The organism is Megalodesulfovibrio gigas DSM 1382 = ATCC 19364, assembly GCF_000468495.1.
Lineage (GTDB): Bacteria > Desulfobacterota > Desulfovibrionia > Desulfovibrionales > Desulfovibrionaceae > Megalodesulfovibrio > Megalodesulfovibrio gigas.
On the sequence record NC_022444.1, the window covers coordinates 293,697 to 315,359 of the forward strand.

Annotated in this window: 14 protein-coding genes and 1 pseudogene; 6 read left to right on the forward strand and 9 right to left on the reverse strand. The window is 63.2% G+C overall.

Going from position 1 to position 21,663, the window contains the following annotated elements; genetic code table 11:
* Window positions 1–59 precede the first annotated feature (59 nt).
* From DGI_RS01275 to DGI_RS01295, 5 genes are all read left to right on the forward strand, one after another.
* Window positions 60–1,790, forward strand: a complete 1,731-nt coding sequence (locus tag DGI_RS01275) for a glutamine--tRNA ligase/YqeY domain fusion protein (RefSeq protein ID WP_021758808.1) — start codon at window positions 60–62, stop codon at window positions 1,788–1,790.
* A gap of 253 nt (window positions 1,791–2,043) precedes the next feature.
* Complete coding sequence (locus tag DGI_RS01280) at window positions 2,044–3,306, forward strand: glycosyltransferase family 92 protein (protein ID WP_021758810.1); 1,263 nt, start codon at window positions 2,044–2,046, stop codon at window positions 3,304–3,306.
* A gap of 150 nt (window positions 3,307–3,456) precedes the next feature.
* Window positions 3,457–5,907, forward strand: coding sequence for a DUF3536 domain-containing protein (locus tag DGI_RS01285; protein ID WP_021758812.1), 2,451 nt, complete (start codon window positions 3,457–3,459; stop codon window positions 5,905–5,907).
* 217 nt (window positions 5,908–6,124) lie between these two features.
* Window positions 6,125–8,101, forward strand: a complete 1,977-nt coding sequence (locus DGI_RS01290) for a PAS domain-containing hybrid sensor histidine kinase/response regulator (RefSeq protein ID WP_158407270.1) — start codon at window positions 6,125–6,127, stop codon at window positions 8,099–8,101.
* Between the two features lie 267 nt (window positions 8,102–8,368).
* Window positions 8,369–10,189, forward strand: a complete 1,821-nt coding sequence (locus tag DGI_RS01295) for a methyl-accepting chemotaxis protein (protein WP_021758814.1) — start codon at window positions 8,369–8,371, stop codon at window positions 10,187–10,189.
* A 261-nt stretch (window positions 10,190–10,450) separates the two neighbouring features.
* Here the strand turns inward: DGI_RS01295 and DGI_RS19140 are convergent, their stop codons facing one another.
* The 5 genes and pseudogenes from DGI_RS19140 to DGI_RS01315 all read right to left on the reverse strand — a co-directional run bounded on the left by DGI_RS19140 (window position 10,451) and on the right by DGI_RS01315 (window position 15,339).
* The gene (locus tag DGI_RS19140) at window positions 10,451–10,846 is read right to left on the reverse strand and encodes a response regulator transcription factor (protein ID WP_027192986.1); all 396 of its coding nucleotides are present in this window, start codon (window positions 10,844–10,846) and stop codon (window positions 10,451–10,453) included.
* A 201-nt stretch (window positions 10,847–11,047) separates the two neighbouring features.
* Window positions 11,048–12,187: pseudogene (locus DGI_RS19495) on the reverse strand (tetratricopeptide repeat protein); the annotation flags it as partial.
* 187 nt (window positions 12,188–12,374) lie between these two features.
* The gene (locus tag DGI_RS18630; RefSeq protein WP_051286393.1) at window positions 12,375–12,779 is read right to left on the reverse strand and encodes an HIRAN domain-containing protein; all 405 of its coding nucleotides are present in this window, start codon (window positions 12,777–12,779) and stop codon (window positions 12,375–12,377) included.
* The gene (locus tag DGI_RS18635; RefSeq protein WP_034607292.1) at window positions 12,779–13,513 is read right to left on the reverse strand and encodes a J domain-containing protein; all 735 of its coding nucleotides are present in this window, start codon (window positions 13,511–13,513) and stop codon (window positions 12,779–12,781) included. Before DGI_RS18635 ends, DGI_RS18630 begins: the two co-directional genes overlap by 1 nt.
* A gap of 191 nt (window positions 13,514–13,704) precedes the next feature.
* Complete coding sequence (locus DGI_RS01315; protein WP_235619921.1) at window positions 13,705–15,339, reverse strand: glycosyltransferase family 2 protein; 1,635 nt, start codon at window positions 15,337–15,339, stop codon at window positions 13,705–13,707.
* A gap of 239 nt (window positions 15,340–15,578) precedes the next feature.
* On the opposite strand from DGI_RS01315, the gene DGI_RS16740 reads away from it, so the two are divergent.
* Window positions 15,579–16,430, forward strand: coding sequence for an NYN domain-containing protein (locus DGI_RS16740; protein WP_021758819.1), 852 nt, complete (start codon window positions 15,579–15,581; stop codon window positions 16,428–16,430).
* 118 nt (window positions 16,431–16,548) lie between these two features.
* On the opposite strand, the gene DGI_RS01330 is transcribed toward DGI_RS16740, so the two are convergent.
* The 4 genes from DGI_RS01330 to DGI_RS01345 all read right to left on the reverse strand — a co-directional run bounded on the left by DGI_RS01330 (window position 16,549) and on the right by DGI_RS01345 (window position 21,587).
* The gene (locus tag DGI_RS01330) at window positions 16,549–17,763 is read right to left on the reverse strand and encodes a GAK system CofD-like protein (protein ID WP_021758820.1); all 1,215 of its coding nucleotides are present in this window, start codon (window positions 17,761–17,763) and stop codon (window positions 16,549–16,551) included.
* Window positions 17,764–17,855: 92 nt separating this feature from the next.
* On the reverse strand, window positions 17,856–18,950 hold the full coding sequence (locus DGI_RS01335; RefSeq protein WP_021758821.1) for an HprK-related kinase B: 1,095 nt from the start codon (window positions 18,948–18,950) through the stop codon (window positions 17,856–17,858).
* Window positions 18,947–19,825, reverse strand: coding sequence for a GAK system ATP-grasp enzyme (locus DGI_RS01340; protein ID WP_021758822.1), 879 nt, complete (start codon window positions 19,823–19,825; stop codon window positions 18,947–18,949). The genes DGI_RS01335 and DGI_RS01340 overlap by 4 nt, the downstream gene beginning before the upstream one ends.
* Before the next feature lie 73 nt (window positions 19,826–19,898).
* A complete protein-coding gene (locus DGI_RS01345) occupies window positions 19,899–21,587 on the reverse strand; it encodes a PhoU domain-containing protein (protein ID WP_021758823.1) in 1,689 nt (562 codons plus the stop codon).
* Window positions 21,588–21,663: the final 76 nt, after the last annotated feature.

Below are 21,663 nucleotides of genomic sequence, written 5' to 3' on the forward strand. Positions count from 1 at the left end.
GGATTTTCGTAACGGATGACGTTTCGCTTCCCCACAAGTTCAGCTCAGGATCACCGCACATGGATACCCGCGATACTGCCTGCCCGCCCACAGACTCTGCTCCCGTCCAGCCCAAGGACTTCATCCGCCTCATCGTGGAGGAAGACAACCGCACCGGTCGCTGGGACGGACGCGTGCATACGCGCTTTCCCCCGGAGCCCAACGGCTACCTGCATCTGGGCCATGCCAAGTCCATCTGCCTGAACTTCGGCCTGGCCAGGGAATACGGCGGCAAGTGCAATCTGCGCTTTGACGACACCAACCCCCTGAAGGAAAGTGACGAATACGTCCAATCCATCCAGCGCGATGTCACATGGATGGGGTTCAACTGGGACGGCATGTACTACGCCTCGGACTACTTCGAGCAGCTCTACCAGTTTGCCGAACAGCTCATCCTCAAGGGCAAGGCCTATGTGGACAGCCAGACGGCCGAGGAAATCCGCACCGCCCGCGGCACCCTCACCGAGCCCGGCGTCAACAGCCCCTGGCGTGATCGCAGCGTGGAAGAGAACCTTGATCTCTTCCGCCGCATGCGCGCCGGCGAATTCCCCGACGGCGCCCACGTGCTCCGGGCCAAGATCGACATGGCGCATCCCAACATCGTCATGCGCGATCCCACCATGTACCGCATCCGCCACACGCCCCATCACCGCACGGGCAATGCCTGGTGCATCTACCCGCTGTACGACTACACGCACTGCATTTCCGACTCCCTGGAAGGCATCACCCACTCCCTGTGCACCCTGGAGTTCGAGAACAACCGCGCCCTGTACGACTGGGTGCTGGACGAGCTGGACGCCTACCATCCGCAACAGACGGAATTCGCCCGCCTGAACCTCACCTACACCGTGCTTTCCAAGCGCCGGCTCATCCAGCTGGTGGAAGAAGGCCATGTGGACGGCTGGGACGACCCGCGCCTGCCCACCCTCTCGGGCGTGCGCCGCCGCGGCGTGCCGGCTGCGGCCCTGCGCAGCTTCTGCGAAAAAATCGGCCTGGCCCGCTGCGACAACATGGTGGACATCGCCCTGCTGGACCACTGCATCCGCGAGGAGCTCAACGCCACCGCCCCCCGGGCCATGGCCGTGCTCAAGCCCCTCAAGGTCACTATCACCAACTATCCCGAGGAGCAGGTGGAATGGTTCGACTTCCCCTGGCACCCCGAAAAGCCGGAAATGGGCACCCGCCCCCTGCCCTTCTCCCGCACCCTGTGGATTGAACAGGACGACTTCCGCGAGGACGCCCCCAGGAAATGGTTCCGGCTGGCCCCGGGCAAGGAAGTGCGCCTGCGCTACGCCTATTACATCACCTGCACAGAGGTGGTGAAGGACGACGCCGGCAACGTGGTGGAGCTCAAATGCACCTACGACCCGGAAACCAAGGGCGGCTGGAGCAAGGACGGCCGCAAGGTCAAGGGCACCCTGCACTGGCTCTCCGCAGCCCACGCCAAAACCGCCGAGGCCCGGCTGTACGACCGGCTGTTCCTCGAAGAAAACCCCATGGACAAGAAGCGCCACGGCAAGGAATTCCTGGAGTGTCTGAACCCGGAATCCCTGCATATCCTGCCGTCCATCTTCATCGAACCCGCCCTGGCAGAAGCCGCGCCCGGCTTTGTCTGCCAGTTTGAGCGGCTGGCCTACTTCTGCGTGGATACCCGGCACTCCGCCCCCGGCGCACCCGTGTTCAACCGCACGGCCACCCTCAAGGACTCCTGGGCCAAGACCGAACGGGCCGGGCTCGCCGGCGAAGGCTAGGGCAAGGTACTTTTGAAAAGAACTGTCGGGGAAACCCTTTCTGGAGAAAGGGTTTCCCCCGAACCCCCTTTCCAAAGACTTTTGGTATAATTACAAGATACTATCAGCGTTTTGGAAGGGGACGTTGCGAGAGGGGAGAACCTTTTGCAAAAGGTTTCCCTCTCGCAACATCCTTTTCCATAAGTAAAATGTCTTAACAGGCCGTTGCCGGGTGCATTCACACACACGAACGGCTGCTCCACGGGAAGGGCCCATGCGCTATCTGTCCCTGTGCATCATCGTCAAGGATGAGGACCGGGCTCTCCGGGAATGGGTGGCCCATCACGCCCTGCTCGGGGTGGAGCATTTTTTCATCTTCGACAATGAAAGCCGCGTCCCCGTGGCCCGAGCCCTGCGGGGGTTCCCGCCGCAGTTGTTCACCGTCATCAACATTTCCGGCATCGCGCAGCAGCTCCTTGCCTATACCGTGTGCCTGAGCGAATTCGGTCACACCAGCCGCTGGATCGGCTTCATTGACGCAGACGAATTTCTGTTCCCCGTCCACGGGAACGACCTGCGGCCCGTGCTGGCGGAGTTCGAGCCCTACGCCGGCCTGGCCGTGCCCTGGACCATGTTCGGCGCGTCCGGGCATACGCGGCCTCCCAAGGGCCTGCTGACGGAAAGTTACCTCCATCGCTACCCGGACCATGCCACGGGCTGGCATCAGATCATCAAGTGTCTGGTGGATCCGGCCAACGTCCTGGGGGTGGAGGATCCACACCGGTTTCTGCTCCGCGAAGGCCAGCATCTGGTCAACGAACAGCACATCCCCGTCACCCCCGGTTCCAACCGCACGATACGGTCCTGCAACCGGCTGCAGCTGAACCACTACTTTTTCAAATCCAAGGAAGAGTGGGAACAGAAGCTCGCCCGGGGCCGGGCCGACCGCGCCGACGAAGCCGGCCGATACCCGGCGTCCCTGTTCGAAGACCAGGCCAGGACCGCCACGCAGCTGGACAAACGCATCCTGCGCTTTGTCCCCGGCGTGCGGGCTGCCCTGGCCAATCCTGCCAGCCTGTCCAGCCTCCCTGGCCTCCCTGGCCTCCCTGGCCTCCCTGGCCCGGCTGGCCCGGCTGGCCCGGCACAGGAGCTGCCCCCGCCGTTGTCCCTGGACGACGCCATCGCCCGCTGCATGCAGGCCGTGCAGGCCGGCCAGATTGAAGCCGCGCAAATCCTGCTCTGCCAGGCAGCGGCCACCCAGGGCCATGCCGCGGAACTGTGGCTGCTGCGGGCCATGCTCGCCCGCCTCACCAACCAGTGGGAAAGCGCCGCATTCCTCATCCGCCAGGCCCTGCTGCGTGCGGAAAGCCCGCAGATCTATCTGGAGCTGCTGCGCATCGCCCATGCCACCGGCCGGCGCGAGGAGGCCCGGGGCGCTCTGCTCTGCTTCAGTACCATCATCAAACACCAGGACGTCGAAGCAGAGTGGCGCGACCGCCAGACCGAGGCCGCCAAGCTGGTGGCGTCCATGGGCTGAGGGCGGCACGGCTTACGGGTGCATCACGCGCCAAATTCTCGCGCATTCGTCTTCCGCTCTTCATCGTTTGCAGGTATGCTGCCGTGGATTGCCCACGCATATGCCAGCCAACCTTCCAGGAACCATCCGGGAACCTTCAGGGAGCGCCCCATGCCGTCTCGCTACATCTGCATTCACGGCCACTTCTACCAGCCGCCGCGAGAGAATCCCTGGATCGAGGAAGTCGAGGTCCAGGACTCCGCCGCCCCGTACCATGACTGGAACGAACGCATCACCGCCGAATGCTACGGCCCCAACGCCAGCGCCCGCATTCTGGACGACAAGGGCCGCATCCTGGATATCGTCAACAACTATTCACGGATGAGCTTCAACATGGGAGCCACCCTGCTCTCCTGGATGGAGCGCAACGCCCCGGACGTCTACGCCAGCATCCTGGAGGCAGACCGCCTCTCCCTGCAGCGGTTCAACGGCCACGGCTCGGCCATTGCCCAGGTGTACAACCACATGATCATGCCCCTGGCCAACGGCCGGGACAAGCGCACCCAGGCGGTCTGGGGCATCAAGGACTTCCGCAAACGTTTCGGCCGCGAGCCCGAGGGCATCTGGCTGGCGGAAACCGCCGTGGATACGGAAACCCTGGAAGTGGCGGCCAGCCTGGGCATCCGCTTCACCATCCTGGCCCCCCGCCAGTGCGCCCGCGTGCGGCCCCTGCTGGCCGGCAAGGCCCTGGCGCCTCAGCTTCAGGAAGAGCCCTGGCAGGACGTCTCCGACGGCCGCGTGGATCCCACCACGGCGTACAAAATCAATCTGCCCTCGGGCCGCAGCATCGTGGCCTTCTTTTACGACGGCCCCATCTCCCAGGCCCTGGCCTTCGAAGGCCTGCTCAAAAGCGGCGGCCAGTTCTACGGCCGTCTTAAGGGAGCCTTCAACGGCGCCCGCCCCTGGCCCCAGCTGGTGCACATCGCCACGGACGGCGAATCCTACGGCCACCACCACAGCTTCGGCGAAATGGCCCTGGCTTGGTGCCTGGAGGCCGCCGAACAGGATCCCGACGTGGAAGTCATCAACTACGGCGCATTCCTGGACCGCCATCCCCCGATCATGGAAGCGGAAATTGTCGAAAATTCCTCCTGGAGCTGCATCCACGGCGTGGAACGCTGGCGCAGCGACTGCGGCTGCAACACCGGCGGGCACCCAGACTGGAACCAGGCCTGGCGCAAACCCCTCCGGCAGGCCTTCGACTGGCTGCGCGACGAGACGGCCCGCATCTTCGAAGAACACGCCGCCCCCCTGCTCAAGGCTCCCTGGACCGCGCGGGATCATTACATCAACGTCATGCTGGACCGCTCCCCGGCCTCGGTGCAGGCCTTCCTGCAGCAGGAGGCCAAGGGGGCCATCACCCTGCAGGACAGCAGCAAGATCCTCAAGCTGATGGAGATGCAGCGCTTCGCCCAGCTCATTTACACCAGCTGCGCCTGGTTCTTTGATGAAGTCTCCGGCATCGAGACCGTGCAGAACCTGCAGTACGCCGTGCGCACCATCCAACTGGCTGAAGACATTTCCGGCAAATTCCTGGAGGAGCAATTCAAGGCCCTGCTCAAGCAGGTGCCCAGCAATGTCCTGTCCGGCGGGCTGGAGGTGTACGAGGCGCATGCCCGGCCAGCACAGGTGGACATGCTGCGCGTAAGCGCACATTTCGCCATCGTGTCCCTGTTCCAGGAAGTCGAGGCCGCTCACGAATTCGCCTGTTACGCCATCGAGGCCGACGTGCACGAACGCACCCGCTACGGCCGCTCCAAGATGGCCACGGGCAAGGCCTCCATTACCAGCCGCATCACCGGCGAACATGCCGTGGTGCAGTTCGCCGTGCTGCACCTGGGCGACCACACCGTCACCTGCGGGGTGACCTACTTCACGGATCCGGTGCACTTCCGCACCATGGTGACCGCCCTGCGCGAACCCTTCGACCGCGGGGATATCGTGGAGGCCATCCGCCTGCTGGACAAGCACTTCGGCCGCAACACGTATTCCATCAACCACCTGTTCCGCGACGAACAACGGCTGGTGGTGAACCAGGTGCTGGCCCCGGCGTACGCCCTGGCCAAGTCCAGCTACCGGCAGGTGTTCGAGTCCAACTATGCGGTGCTCAACTTCCTGGACTGGCTGCGCATTCCGCCGCCGGCCCACGTGATTGACGCCGCACGGTACGTGGTGGGGCATGACCTCAAAAAACTCTTTTCCGGCAATGGCATCAACCGCGAAGAGCTGCGCGCCGTGGTGGCCGAGGCCAAACGCTGGGGACTGAATCTGGATGATGAAGCCCTCAACTTCGTGGCCGTGGACTGGGTACGCCGTCAGCTCGGGGAGTGCCTGCGGGAGCCCGACGACCTCGCCCGGTTGCAGGCCCTGCGTCTGGTGCTGGACGAAGTGGCGGACCTGCCCTTGAATCTGGCGTCCTGGCGGGCGCAGACCAACTACTTCGCCCTGTGGAACCGGCAGCAGAAGGCCATGCGCAGAAAGGCGGCCCAGAGCCCGGAGGCCGCGCGATGGATCGAATCCTTCTCCCGCATCGGCAAGGCCCTGCGGGTGGAATTCGCCTGAAGAGGAACGCACCCGGCAGGCACGCTTCGCGCAAGAACGCCTGCCGGTTGCGCATTGCATTTCAATTGGCTATTCTGATACAACAGCATATTGCTTTGTCGTAGGGGGAAGGCGCATGGAGGATGCACGCATCGACGCGACATCGGCGCGGCAGCCATCTGCTGCGTGCGCCAACGCGTCCGGTTTCACAGACGCGCCGCAACAGGCGCGCCCATGCATGACGCCTTCCGCCCGAATGGATGCCCTGGTGGATCATCTCCCCCTGTCCATCATGGTCTTCGATGCCCAGGGCCGCCTGGAATTCGTCAATCGCTGGCACCTGGACGTCTTCAACCAAGGCAAGCTGCCAGCCTCCTTCTTTCTGGGCCTGACCATGCAAGAGCTGCCCGGGCTCAAAAGCGCGGGCGTGGCCGAGGATCTGTCGGTCGTCTTTGAGGGCAAGCGCGTGTTCATGGACGAAGTGCGGGTGCCGCGCTATGCCAGCGGCCGTTCGGGATATCAGCGCATCCGGTGCCTGCCCATGTTTGCGGACGACGCAGGTACTGGCCAGGACGACAACCGCGTCTGCGGCGCCGTACTCATCCGGGAAGACATCACCGCCCACATGCTGGGCAAGCAGCGGCTGCAGGAAGCCGAAACAAAATACCGCACCATTTTTCAGAGCGCGCCCGTGGGTATCTTTCTCACCACCCTGGACGGCCGGTTTCTGGACATGAACCAGACCATGGCCGCCATGCTGGGCTACGAGTCGCCACGGGACGCGATCCACGCCATCTCCGACATCGCCGCAGAATGCTACGCCACTCCGGCCGACCGCACCTCCATGGTGGAGGAACTGCGGCGCACCGGCATCATTCTGGGCCTGGAACGAGACTTCAAACGCCGGGACGGCTCCCTGTTCACTGCCACCCTGCATGCCCACTTCGTCAACGGGGAAGACGGCGCCCCCCTGCATATGGAAGGCATGCTCACGGACACCACGGCCAGGCGGCAGGCGGAAGAGGCCCTCAGGGAAGCCAAACTCACGGCCGAGCTGGCCAACGCCGCCAAAAGCGCCTTCCTGGCCAACATCAGCCACGATCTGCGCACCCCCCTGCATCACATGCTGGGCATGGCAGAACTGGCCGCCGCCGAAGCCGTCTCGCCCACGCAGTTGGAATATCTCCGGCTGCAGCGCCAGGCCGGGGAGCACTTGCTGTCCCTGGTGAATGACCTGCTGGATCTCTCCCTCATCGAGGCCGACAAGCTGGAGCTGGCCAGCACGCCCTTTTCCCTGCGCGCCCTGGCCGGGGAGCTGCAAGCGCTCTTTGCCCGCCAAGCCGAGGAAAAAGGGCTGGAATTCAGCGTCGCCGTGGAGCCCGGCCTGCCGGACGCCAGACAGGGCGACCCCACCCGGCTGCGTCAGGTGCTGGTGAATCTGGCCGGCAATGCCCTGAAGTTCACCGCCCAAGGCTACGTGCGGGTGGAGTTCCTCGCCCATCCCCTGGCGGAAGAGGTGCACTTTCAGGTGCGGGATACCGGCCCGGGCATCCCCAGGCGCCGCCAGCAAGACATCTTCGAGCCATACACCCGGCTGCAGGCCAGGGATTCGGTCGGCGGGGCCGGGCTGGGTCTGGCCATTTCCCGCAGGCTGGTGGAGCGCATGGGCGGCAGCCTCTCCCTGGTGAGCACACCGGGCCGGGGGGCGCGATTCTTCTTCTCCGTGCCCCTGCCTGCCGCCATTACCGCTGCCTCCCCGCAGCTCGCCGCCCCTGCGCCACTGCAGGAGCTCCCAGGCGCGTTGCCCCGGCGGGTGCTGGTGGTGGAGGACGAGCCCGTCAGCCGCCTGTACAGCCTGAAAGTGCTGGAGCAGGCCGGCATTGCGGCCGATGCCGTCACGGATGGCGAAACCGCGCTGGAACGCCTGGCAGCCACCCCCTACGATGCCGTACTGCTGGACATGCACCTGCGCGACATGGATGGCCTGACGCTGCTGCACGCCCTGCGCGCCTTCCCGGAAAACACCGCCACCCCCCCCGCCACGCCGGTGCTGATGGTCACGGCCCAGGCCATGCGCGGGGACCGTTCACGCATCCTTGCCGCCGGTGCGGACGCCTATCTGGCCAAGCCGGTCAACAGCGCCCAACTGTTGCATGCCCTGGCCCGTCTGCATGTCCAACCGCTCCCACCCGGGGACAATTCACCCCGCACCTGATCCACCCCCTCCCCTTGCGAGGCGCCCATGCTCTCCTCTCCCGGTTCGACTCCCAGCAGCGATTCCCGGGTGGCGCATGGCATTCTGTTTTTCTGGAATCCGTCCGTTTTTTCGGAAGCGGCAGCCCGTACGCAGCGCAAACCTGACCGTGTTTTCCCGGACAGGCTTCATTTTCTTCAGCATCACTGCTGGCATGGTTGTTGTAATGTAGTGTGGTTCCGGGCCAGTGAAACATCCTGCGGCGGCAGGTAAAGGGGGGAAGATTGCATGTTCGAGAACATCTCCGTTCAAACGCGAGTGCTCTGCCTGCTCGGACTGATGCTGCTCAGCATCGCCGGCGCCATGGTGCTTGCTTCCAGGGCCATGGACGAGATTGCCGACATCGGCGTGGCGGAAACTCAGAACACCATGCTCCAGGGCGAGCGCAACAAAGTGAAGGTGGCCACGGACGCCATGGCCGCCGCCCTGGGCGACCTGCTCAAGGACGTGTCCGGAGATGACGCCCGCGTGCAATTCATCCGCCAGTCCGTGGACGCCTTCCGCTTCGAGGAAGACAAGTCCGGCTACTTCTTCGTGTACAAGGGCACGGTGAACGTGGCCCTGCCCCCCAAAAAGGAACTGCAGGGCAAGGATCTGAACGAAACCAAGGACGTCAACGGCGTCTACTTCGTCCGCGATCTGGCCAGGGCCGCTGCCCGCGGCGGCGGGTTCGTGGAGTACATCTTTCCCAAACCCGGTAAGGGCGACCAGCCCAAGCTGGCCTATGCCGCAATGATTCCTGGCACGGACATCTGGATCGGCACCGGCATTTACATCGACAACGTAGAGGAAGCCAAGACCGCCATCCGCGCCCACATCACCACTGCCACGGGCAAAGCGCTGCAATCCATCACCCTGCAACTGGCCGCGTTCTTCGTCGTCCTGGTGCTGCCCCTGGCTGTACTGCTCATCCGCAGCGTGGTCCTGCCCATCAAGGAAGCCACCGCCGCCGCCCAGGCCGTGGCCGCCGGCAATCTGGCCATCACCATCACCCCCAAGGGCACCAGCGAAATGGGCCGCCTGCAGGCCGCCCTGCGCGACATGGTGGCCACCCTGAACAAGAATCTGGAAGACATCACCCAGCAGACCCGCTTGGCTGAGGAAAAAGCCCTGGCCGCCGAGGGAGCCTCCTCAGAGGCCCGGGCTGCCACCGAACGGGCTGAACACGCCAAGGCGGAAGGCATGCTCCACGCCGCCACCCGGCTGGATCAACTCACCTCCCGTCTGGCCGCCGCCATGGAAGAGATTGCCGCCCAGTCCGACATCATCCGCCAAAGCACCAGCCAGCAGCAGGAACGCATCCATTCCACGGCCACGGGCATGGAAGAAATGCGCGCCACGGTGGTGGAGGTGGCCCGCAGCGCCGCCGAGGCCGCCCGCCAAAGCACCCAGGCCCAGGACGAAGCCAGACGCGGCGCAGATGTGGTGAGCAAGTCCATCGACGCCATGAGCTCAACACGCAAGAAAGCGGAATTCCTCAAGGACTCCATGCGCAACCTGGACCAGCAAGCCAAGGATATCGGCTCCGTCCTGACCACCATCAACGACATTGCCGACCAGACCAACCTGCTGGCGCTGAATGCTGCCATCGAGGCGGCCAGGGCGGGCGATGCAGGCCGCGGCTTTGCTGTGGTGGCCGACGAAGTGCGCAAACTGGCGGAAAAGACCATGCAGGCCACCAGGGAGGTGGGCCAGAGCATCACCGCCATCCAGACCGCCGCCGCCAGCAACGTGGCCGGCATGGACGAAGCCGTCCAGGAGATGACCCGCGCGGCAGACCTGGCCAACGAGTCCGGCTCGTCCCTCTCGGCCATTGTCCAGGCCGCCCAGACTGCTGCCGGGCAGGTGCATTCCATCGCCACAGCGGCCGAAGAACAGTCCGCCACCACCGAGGAATTCAGCCGGGCCCTGGAGGAAATCAACCAACTGGCAGGAGAGACCTCCACGCACATTTCCGGCACGGCCGATGTGCTCCACGAACTGGCCGAACAATCCAGCACCCTGACCTCCCTCATCGAAACCATGAAACGGGAGTCGCAGGGCAGCTAGAGCACGTTGTTTTTGAAAAGAACTCTCGGGGGAAAACCTTTCTGAAGAAAGGTTCTTCCCCCGAACCCCCTTTCCAACGACTTTTTATGGTGATTCAAGGTCACTCTCAAAGTGTTGGAAGGGGAGAGCGCGAGACGGGAGAACCTGTTGCAAAAAGGTTTCCATCTCGCAATGTCCTTTTTCAAAAGGAACATGCCTTAAGGCAGAAGAGGAAGCGCATTCCCGGGTGACGTGTGCTGACGAATCCGCATGGCTCCGGGGTCACATGCCCAGCACGGTGCGGGCCAGCATGAGCACTTCCGACGGGCGGAAAGGCTTGGTCATGTACACGTCTGCCCCGGATTCCAGGCCGCGCTGGGAATCGAATTCCTGCCCCTTGGCTGTGAGCATGACGACATACACGCCGTCCAGGGCCAGCTTGTTCTTCACCCAGTCGCACACGTCAAAGCCGTTCATCCTGGGCATCATGACATCCAGAAAGACGAGGGACGGCCGTTCTTCCTTGATGAGGGCCAGGCCCTCTTCGCCGTTCTCGGCATACAGCAGGGCGACGCCCTCTTCTTCCAGGGTCTCCAGGGTTTCTTCCAGGAGCATGCGGATGTGCGGCTCGTCATCCACAATGAGAATCTTGGAGGCCGTCTTGGCCGTGGCCGCCATGGCGGGAGCCTCCGGCGGCACAGCCACGGTGCTGATGTCCAGGGGAGCCTCGCCATCCAGGAACAGCACCGGGCCACTGGCGCCCACATCCTCGCAGACGGCCAGGGCCTCCACGTCCCACACGCCTTCACCGTCCGACAAGGATGCTTGGGGCGAATAAGGCGCCGGGGCATGCCAGCTCTTGCCGGCAAGTTCCGCATACAGGGCCATGGCGGCGGCGTGCCGGTCATCGCGTTGCAGGATGGCAACCACATGCTCCAGGGCAGCCTCGTCCCGGCGCAACATCTGGCAGAGCCTGGCCAGGGCCAGACGCAAACCGACATCGTCCGGATCCAGGGCATGGGCCTTCTCATACAGGACGATGGCCGCATCGGCCCGGCCGCGCTGGAGCACCACATCGGCCACGGCTTGATAGGGGTTCACGACCAGGCAGCGGGTGCGCTTCATGTCCCGATAGAGTTTTTCCGCCTCGGCATTGTGGCCGCGCCAGACGTAGCCTTCTGCGGCCTTGTTCAGATAATGATGAAATTTCGCCAAATCACCCTTGCGTTGCCAGGCAATGGCCAGACCGCGGCAGGCATCCGGAAAACGGCCGCGCATGGCCAGGATTTTGGAGAAGGAGGCGATGGCCCGGTCGAGGTCCTTGGCCTTGAGCGCCTCGCGGCCTTCGGCGAACAGCCGGCGGGCCTTGTCGCTTGCTGTCTCCCCAAGGGCGTCGCCAAACGTCTCGCCAGACGTCTCACCAGACGTCGCGCCAGATATCGCGCCAGTCGCCTTGACGGGTACCCGGGCTGGCGGCGCGGCGGGTGCTTCCGCTGGCTGTTCCAGCGGTGGCGCGGGCTGCACAAGTACGGGTTGCACAGGTACGGGCTGCACAGGTACGGGCTGCACAGGTACGGATTGTACTGGCGCAGGTTGTACAGGCGGCACATGCACCGGAGCGACGTACCCGGCCGGCATGGCCGCCTCGGCAGTCTGCATCGCCAGTTCCTGCAGCGTCTGGGAGGAAAAGAGACGCGGCAGCACCGCAGGCAGGCCCAATTCCCGCGCCTGTCGCACCTTCTGCCCGTCGTCGTCCGACAGATGCACGATGCAGGGGATGCGCATCCCCTCGGCCTGGCGGAGAAACTGCAGCGCTGCGCGATCGTCCGCCATCAGGCAGCTCCAGCCGATGAGCACCAGGTCCGTCGTTCCTTCGGCTTCGGTCAATACCTGCACGGGCGATTGCCCATTGGCAGATCGAACCGCCATGCCGCAGCACGTGGCCAGATTGCAGGCGATTTTCTGCAGAATGGAATCGTCCTGGACAACAAGCACGCGCAAACGCGGAAGGTGTTGCATGTCTATCCTTTCCCGGCCCAACGACGCAGCATGGCCATGCCCGCCCTTGCCATCTGTACGGGCGGTCCATCCGGCCGGCGGCAACGGCTCCTGCCCGGCGGCAAGGTGCGTTCCTGTGCTCACGGCTGTTCCCTACCATGCAATTTCGTAGTTCTCATGACAGATGCGACGCAGTCGCAGCGCCCCCTCATGCCTCTTTGAGAAAAATATGGATGGCCACCTCGCCCACCGTACCATGCGCACCCTGGTGCACACGGGTGACAACGGCCCCGAGCATCTTTCCGGCATCCATGAGTCGGGCAAGGATTGGATTGATTTTTCGGGGCACATACCCAAGCTTTTTTCCGTCTGCCGTCAGCACCTCGATGGCCAGGGCATCATACGGGTTGCCCGGTTCGCGCCGCAGCGTCAGGGCTGGCGGCTCGCCCTCCACAGTCAGGGCCTCGGCAGCCGCGTAGTAGGCGAGACCGGCAATGTGCGTATCGATCAGAAAAATTTCTGCGGTGAAGGGGATGGCGATCTCCACCGTGCCCGCGGTCGCGCCCATGAGCTGCCCGCTCAGGCCAGAGAATGCGACCGCAATATCTGCCATCACTGCATCCACATGCCGCCACGCTGCAGGAGTGCGGCATACGTGGCCTGCAGTTCCTCGCCCCTGCGGCGCATGGCTGCACAGGCAGCGTGCAGCTCGGCCCGCTTGGCGGCAATCCACGCCGGATCGTGCAGTTCCTTTTCCAGGCTCAGGGGCGGAAGCTGCCGGGCGTCGTGCAATCGCTGCAGACGGGTCGTCGTCAGGGCTTCCAGCCGGTCCCGCTCCTGCCGCAAGGCCTCCAGCCCGGCGCAGGCCGCAGGGGCTGCCATCTCCGCATGCGATTGCACAGTCACCAGCAGGGCTTCCAGGGTTTCGACGTCGCCCCGGGCATAGCCGTCCTGCACGCTGTGCCAGTACAACTGATACGCGGCGGAATCCGCGTGCAAATCCGGATGCAACAGCAGGCACAGGCTGCGGTACAGGGCCTTGAGCTGCTGCTGCGCCGCCTCTGAGAGAAATTCCACGTGATTGAGCAACTGCATGCTGGTCTGCACCTGATGCTCCTTGGCTTCGAGCTCCTGCTGCCATTGCGCCTTGATCTGCTGGATCTGCAATTCAAGACGCTGCAGCTCGTCCATACCGATGCGCCCGCCCCGATTCAGGATGGCCGTGATTTCCCGGATCCGGTAGCCGCATTCATTCACCACCACCCGCGCCTTGAGCAGTTCCAGCTCATGCATACCTATTTCCGCTTGATACACGGCCTGCAGCAGCGGCACGGTGTGGGTTCTCAAACAGGCCTCTTGTTCAAGCAACTCACTGAGTTGACGCCTGAATGCCTCTATCTGCGCAGCAAGTCGGCCCTGTTCCGGGTGCAGTGCAATGCTCATTGTGAGTGCCGTGACAGTACCGGATTTCCGCAAAAATAACCACCACTATCCGCGGGGGGCTGCGCGACTGTCCGTTCCAGAGGCCCGACCACAGCCTATTCCGCCTGGGCCAAGGCGGTGCAGCCCACGGAATCCAGGGCGCGCAACGCCTGCCAATGTTCGAGCCACTTGTAATAGAATTTCACATCGTTCCCCATCACGTTGCCCTGCCCGGCCCAGTTCAGGGCGCTGCGCACGGACGTGCCCGAGTTCTGCCGGTGCACACAGGTCACCGTGCCGCAGTACCAGACCTTCCAGCCGGCCAGGCACAGCTGCAGATCGTGGTCGGTATCGTCAATCTGGGAAGGAGAATAGCGGATATCGAACCACGGCGCATCCTTGAGGGCGGCCACCCGCAGCAGGTGCTGGCAGCCCATGACCACCCGGGTTTCCCGGACCACATCGTACAAGCCGATGTCGTACTGCAGGTACGGCGTGGGCAGGCTGACGCGGATGGCCTGCTCCGTGCAAACAGACACATGCCGGTACAGGTACTGCAAGAGTGCATGCTCCCCGGGAAACACCACCTTGCAGCCCACATTGCCGATGCGTGGATCGGCCTCGGCCACGGTGAGGAAGTGCGCCAGCCAGTCCGGCTGCAGGTATACGTCGTCGTCCAGAAAGGCGACGTACTCGCTCTGCTGCACCGCGGGCTGGCTCAGGAGCCAGTTGCGGGCCGCGGGCGCGCCCACATTCACCGGCAGGTCGAGGATGTCCAGCGCATTGTGCGGGAAGCGCTCCCGGGCACGCGCCACCACCTCGCGGCTGTGGTCGCTGCAGCCGTTGAGCAGCACCAGGATGCGGGCCGGCCCGATCTGGCAACCGGCCAGGCTCTCCAGCGTCTCGCCCAGCATCTGCGCCTTGTTGAAGCTGTACAGGCAGATGCAGACGGATTTTTCCTGCACCAATGCGTGGTTGGGGACAAGCGGTTGCCGCAGGGCCTGCATGCGCAGGGCGTACGGCGTGGTGAGGGGGTCCAGGGCCTGGGCCTGGGCGTACAATTCCAGGCAGGTATCCAGATCGCCCTGCCGCCGCCACAGTTCCGCCGCGCGGCTGAGGGTGAAGGAATCGCCCTGGGCCAGGGGCGCTACCCGCTCCCACAGGGGCAGGGCGTTGGCGTCGTCCCCCATGGTGGCGAAATGGTCGAAGCGTCGTTTCTCCCAGAGCGGCGCCAGCACCCTGGGACACTGAAAACGCTGCAGGAGCGGATCCGGCGCGCGGCCCTCGTAGAGATCCACCCGCAGGAGCAGATCCGCAAACACCACGGCCATGGGGTGCCGGGTCAGCATGCCCTGGCAGATCTTGCGGATGTCTTCCGCATGATGCTTGAACAGGGCGTGGCGGACCTCCTCATACACCTGCGGCTCGGGATTGGTGGCCAGCAGCACCTTGCGCACGGTCTCGATATTGGGGAACAGCCCGGTCTGCCCGCCGATGTGCAGGATGTCCGGATCGAAGGGCGACAACTGCACCGCCGCCTTGACGGCCTGCTCGAACAGCCTCGCCACCCGGGGCGGCAGCTGCATGGGGCCTTCTGCCAGCACACGGTTGATGAAGGATGCCGCCAGGGGCGCATCTATCTGGAACGTATTGAGATAGTTTCGATAACTGGCGGCGGCGGCGCCAAGATCCAGCGCGCCGAACTCGCCGGCAGCGCGCTCCTGTTTTTTGATGGACATTTGTTCATGCATGTGGAGGCTCCCTTGCGGCATTGCACTGGCTACTGTTCTGTCATTGCAGCATTTTCAATGTGTTGCAATAGATAAATCGCAGTGTGGCCCTGCACCCGCACTGCCAGCCGAGGCCGCGGGACATTGCGCCCCTGGCCCCGCAATCTTGATGCCCGCTGCAAAGCCATGTATATTAGGATGATTCGGCTTTCACCACTTATGTCTGCACACCGCATCATCACCATCAGAAAGGACATTGCATGCCATACCCCCGAGGGAAAACCATCTCCTTTATTGACAACGCAAATATCTATCGCGGCGTCGGTAAGGCCGGCTGGCGTATCGATTGGAAAAAATTGCAGGAGTTCATCGAAAAAGGCGGCCCCGTCTGGCAGACGTACCTCTTCGGCACGGCCATGATGCAGACCGAGCGGGACATGCCCGCCGCTTCCAGCTCGGAAGCCTTCTACCACTTCGTACGCAGCCAGCTGCACTGGCACGTGAAGCTTTACGAGCCCAGGACGTATACCTCCACCTGCCGCAATTGCCAACACACCCGCGCCATGATTGAAGAAAAAGGCGTGGACGTGGGCATTGCCACCAAGATGCTCATCCTGGCCCTGAACAAAGGCTACGACACGGCCATCCTCATGAGCGGCGACGGCGACCTCTACGAATGCGTCCATTACATCCTGAACCTGGGCATTCGCGTGGAGATCATCAGTTGGAAGGATCAGCTGGCCCGCGAGCTGTTCGACGTGGCGTCCAATGTCATCTATTTCGATGATATCCGCGACGAAATCGAGCTGTTCCGCGAGCCTTCCAGGCTTGATGCCAGGCCCGATGCCAGACCAGACGTCAGGCCCGACGCCAGACCCGACATGCGCAACGATCGTCCTGCCGACTACCGCAGCGATCGTCCTGCCGACTACCGCAGCGATCGTCCTGCCGACTACCGCGACAGCAGCGGCCTGCTGATTCGGCCGCCGCGCTCCGGCTACCAGGACTATCGCCCCGAATTCAACCAGGACTACCAGCCCAAAAACCAGTTTGCGGACGATCCGGACGAACTGGATGATGTGGACGACGGGCCGGCTCCGGGAAATCGCTAGAGCAATGTACTTTTGAAAAGAACTGTCGGGGGAAAACCTTTCTNAACCTTTTGCAAAAAGGTTTCCCCTCTCGCAACGTCCTGTTTCAAAAGTGACATGCGCGACAGCAGCGCTGGCATCACACCAGACTCAGCACATGCTCAATGACCTTGTTCGGGTCCAGATACGGCGCGCTCTGCTCCGTCACCAGCTCCACATCCAGCACTTCCACGCCAAAGCGGCGGATTTTCTCCAGATGCAAAGGCGTCGGGTACTTGCCGCGTTTGGTGTCGATGAGCACAAAGTTCAGCAGCCGATCACGCGCGATGCTCTGGCTGCAACTCTTTTCCAGATAAAACAGCAAGGTGCGCACGGCATCGAACAGCCCCATGCCCAGCATTTCCGGGTCGTTGCCCAGGTTTGGCACATACACCTTGGGGCACTGGGCCTCCGCAATGGCCGTACCCACGCCGCGCGGGAGCAGGTTGGCGATGAGGCTGGAATAGAAACTGCCCATGGGATAACAAATTATTTCCGCCGTCTTGATGAGGTCTGACACCTTGCGGCGCACCATCGGCGGTTCCACCTCTTCCGGAGGCAGGCCATCCTCGCGAGGATCGCGCTCCCGGGTGAGGAACAGCCGCTTGATGGGGCTGGCCAGGGGCGCGGCCTCCTTGCCGGTGATGTTGTGCTGCCCGGGAATCACCGACCCGTCCGCCAGTTCCGCAGCCAGGTTCAGATCCATGTTGATCACCGGCCGCACCGCACCGCGGGCCTCCACCAGCTTGGAAAAGAGATAGATGACCGGATCGATGTGCCGGCTGTAGTTGAAGTAGCCGCCGGTCAGAATCAGGTTGCCGATGGACGCGCCGCGCAGCTCGAAGTTGTCCGGCATGCGCTCGGAAAAGAACCGCAAGTGGCTGCGGATGAGCTTGCGCATGGGATCGTGGATGCGGGTGACGAGGGGGTCCTTGCCTTCGATGAGCTTGCGCAGGCGCTCGCGCAGGTCGGCGGGTTCGGCGTCCTTGGGGAAGCGGTAGGCAAAGAGATCGAAAATCTGCGGGTTGCCTTTCAGGGAGCGGTCCGCCAGGGCCATGAGCCGGTTGCGGATATCCCCCACCCCCAGCATGCTGAAATTTTTGCGAATTTCCGCCGAGCTGCCGCCGGAATCGAAGGGAGTAATGATGTGGATGGAGTTGTGGGTGTAGTTGATGAGTTCCTGGGAGAGGGTCTTCAGGGCTGTGCCGCCGGAAAAGAAGAGCACGCGCGGGCCCAGGTGCGGGGCCGTGCGGTAGCGCGCCACCTTCACCGGGTCCGGCACATTGATATGATGCGTAATTTGGATGCGTTGCATGAATTGCTCCCCAGGGGAGGCAGTGGAGACGCGCCGCCCGCCCCGCAGGACGGAACGGACGGCGCGCACAGGATGAGCGAAACGCGGCAGGGCTACTTGATCAGGGAGGCGCACCAGTCGGCCGCGGCGTCAAAATCCACGCCGCCGCTGAGTTCATACACCGGGCACCGGGCCAGCAGGTCGCGGTAGGCTTCCATGGTGTAGGGCGTTTCCTTGCCTGGGCCGTAGAACAGGCCGGCCGGCTTCATGAAGGCGGGCATCAGGTCGTCGCGGGAGGCCAGATCTATCTGGGCAATTTTCAACGGCCCGCCGTCGCGCTTCCAGTTCAGCAGCACCAGCCCGCTCATGGCCGAGGCCAGGATGAACTTGCCGGGGCCGAAGCACTCGTCGATGAAGGCATCGTACTTGTGCTCCAGGCTCCAGAGCTCGTCCAGGGGCAGGGATTCGAACTCCTCGCGCTCCTCCTCGGTCATCACGGACGTCAGGTCCGGATTGTTGAGGATGGTGCCGGGGTTGATGCGCGGCATTTTGGCCACGCCGAACATGGAGATGCCGGTGGCGGGATCGTCGTACGGTTCTCCGCCCTTGACCATCAGCCGGTCGTTGGAGACGAACTGCGTGCCCCGGCGCATGATGTGCAGCGCCAGGGTGGACTTGCCCATGCCCGAGAACCCGGCCAGGGCCAGGCCCTGGCCGTGCCGGGCCACACCCGCGGCATGGAAGAGCAGGCTGCCGCCGTCCAGGCAGTATTCAATGAAGCGGTTGTTGATGAAGTTGACGATCTGGTTGTCGTTCTGCAGGCAGGGCCCCAGGGCCAGATGCCGCCCGGCCCCGAAGGCGAACAGCAGCCCGGTGAGGCGCTTGCGCACCAGCCGGCCATCGGGAAGATCCAGAAATTCTTCCTTGATCTTGGTCTTGCCCGGGTCCGGCTGCTTGGCGGCGAAGTCCAGGCCCTGGGCGGCCAGGGCGACCGGTTCCAGGGGGGTGGCCTCCACGGCATGAATGACGGCCTGGGGCGTAGCCGGCTCGGTCAGGAAGTCGCGGTAGTAGCTGCGCAGGGTCTCGATGAGGGGCGCATGATTGGAGCGCACCTCGGCCACGTAATGCCCGAAGGCCAGGAACAGGGTGTGCGGCGTCTGGGTCTCGGCCAGCACGGCATCCACAAGCTGTTGCACGGTGGGAATCATGCGCCGATCCTCCCCAGCACGTAGTCGACGTAGCGGTCTGCGGCGTCGATGTTGTTGGCTTCCTGCAGGCCGCGGAACCCGCCGAAGGCGGAGACTTCGAAGCACATGGGGCCTTCGTTGGTTTCCACGATGTCCACGCAGGTGAAATCCAGGTTGAAGAGGCACTGGGCGCGGTGGGCCAGGTCGATGATTTCCTTGCTCGGCTCGTAGGGCACGTATTTGCCGCCGGAGCGGGTGGTGGTGTTCCAGCTCTCGCCGCTGCCTTTGCGGGCGTAGGTGGCCAGATACTCCCCGCCCAGGAAGGTCACGCCCAGGTCCATGCCGATGTGGGAAACCATGCGCTGCAGGTACATCACCTGGTTGGTTTCGTGGAAGCCTTCGATCTCGTGCCGGGCGGCGGGCCCGGCCTCGATGACTTCCATGCCCCGGGCCTTGGTGGAGTACAGGGGCTTGAACACGGCGCGGCCGTAGCGTTCCACAAAGGCCAGGGCCTGATCGGGGTCCTCGGTGATGGCCGTGGGCGGCATGGGGATGTCGTTGGCGGCCAGGGTCACGGTGCAGGTCAGGCGATCCAGGACCCGGATGATGCGCTCGGGGTCGGAAAAAATGGGGATATTGCGCCGCTGCCGCAGGTAGCGCAGCATCTCCAGGCGGTCAATGAGATGGGGCGAATAGTACCGCCCGGCCTTTTTGACGATGATGGCGTCCATCTCGTGCAGCTTGACCTTGGCGTCGAACATCTCGCCGCGTTCAAGGTCCAGCGCGCAATCCTTGAGTTCCACCAGGGCGCGGAACCCGGTTTTCTTCGCCACCGTGTCTGCCAGCAGTTCCGAAGACCAGCCTCCGGGAATGCCGATGACCGCGATTTTTTTCATGACCTATCCTTCCTTGAAACCTGCCATGCGGCGGCGGGGACCGCCGTGGTTGCAAAATGGTGACGGGCCTGCCTCAGTACACAAGCACCTGTTCGGGGAGCGAGAATTCCTCCCAGGGCCGGCCCTTGTGCGCCGCAATCTTCATCAACAGGTACCGCCCGCGCTGGAACAGCTCCCTGGCGAACTTGGGATTGAGCTCGAACCGCGTGGAAGAGATGAAGTTGCGGGCCAGGCCGATGGCCAACCGCGCCTCAAAACATGCGTCCCCGTGTTTGAGGCCATATTCCTTGGCGAAGTGATACATGGCCATTGTGACGCTATTGAGTCGGGCGCGCAGGTGGGCATCGAAAAGAGGCAGCCGGAAATTGGACAGCAGGAAGACGGAGATGTCCTGCAGCGGGTCGGCCTGCTTGGAGCGGTGCAGGTCTATGTAATGCACGCGCTGGGTTTCGTGATCGTAGACGATGTTGTTGCAGTTGAAATCGCCGTGGATGAACACGGTGTAGGGGGCCAGCAAGGTTTCCTCGATGGCCTGGGCCTCATCAATGAGGGCGGCAATGGTCGGCACTTCCAGGTTGCCCACGTACATGGGCGGCGTATCCAGGGACGGATAGAGCCGGAACACGTCGTCCAGGCGGCCCCTGAGCTGCTCCATAAAGTGGGAGCGGGCCTGGGTTTCCGCCAGGGTCTGATCCCAGATGTTGCCCAGGGTTTCGGTGATGAGGAAGAAGGCGTTCTTGACCACTTCCGGATCCCCGGTGAGCACCACATCCTGGAAGTTGCAGCCGCCCAGGAACTCGATGAGCAGGGAGGCCTGGGTGGCGTCTTCCTGGTGGGCCAGCACGCGCGGCGGCAGCCCCGGCAGGATGGACTCCCAGCGCATGATGTTTTCCATCTCCTGCAGGAGCTTCTTCTTGTTGCCTTCCTTGAAGAGCACGCCCGCGCTGGCTTTTTTGCGGCTGGCGTCCTCGCCTTCCCCGCCTTCCTCGGGAGCCTGGGCGGCGCTGGGCACGTAGCCGATGCGACAGCCCGAGCGGGTGCCCCAGATGGAATGGAATTCCACATCGCTGATGGGCGTATCAATGCCGGAGAGGGCCAGGGTTTCCTTCAGGGCGTGGTACTGGCGGATCTTGAATTTCTCGCCCACGGCGGCAAAGATGATTGCCTCGCCGATGTTGAGAATGGCATCACCCATGCGTTCCAGGTAGCGCAGGATGAGGTGCGAGGTGATGAGGTTTTCCGTTTCCTTGCCGCTGCGCAGCTCATACAGAATGCGGTCGAACTGCACCTTGTACAGCATGTCCAGGGTGTTTTCCGCGCGGCAGATCTTGAAGGCCAGGGAAAGATCCTGCTTCACCACCGCCTGGTACACCATGTCCAGGGCGTCCAGCACTTCCCGGAAAAAGCGGGGATAGTCGTAACGCTGGATGAAGCTCTGGCTTTTCAGGTACTTGATCTGTCCGACGATGGAGACGGCAAAGTCCCCCACCCGCTCCAGGTTGTTGGCCACGGTGTTGGCAGCGCGCACCAGGTCCACGGCGCGCTTGTCCTGGGCGCGCTGGGTGTGGATGGCGGTGAAGCACTTGTTTTCCACGACGCTTTTGAGATTATCGATGTAGTCGTCGCGGCTGGCGATGGAGTCCATGATCTTTTGGTCATAGTGGTCCAGCGCCTTTTTGGTATTCTCCACCTGCTTGGTCACTTCCAGGACCATGAAGCGGAGGTTCTCGGCGATGCCTTCCCGAAGGAGAATGCGTTCCACAAATTCCCTGCCTGTGGTTTCCCTGTGAACGTGAACGGCCGTTTAGGGCAATTTATCTTCCTGATTACCCACAATT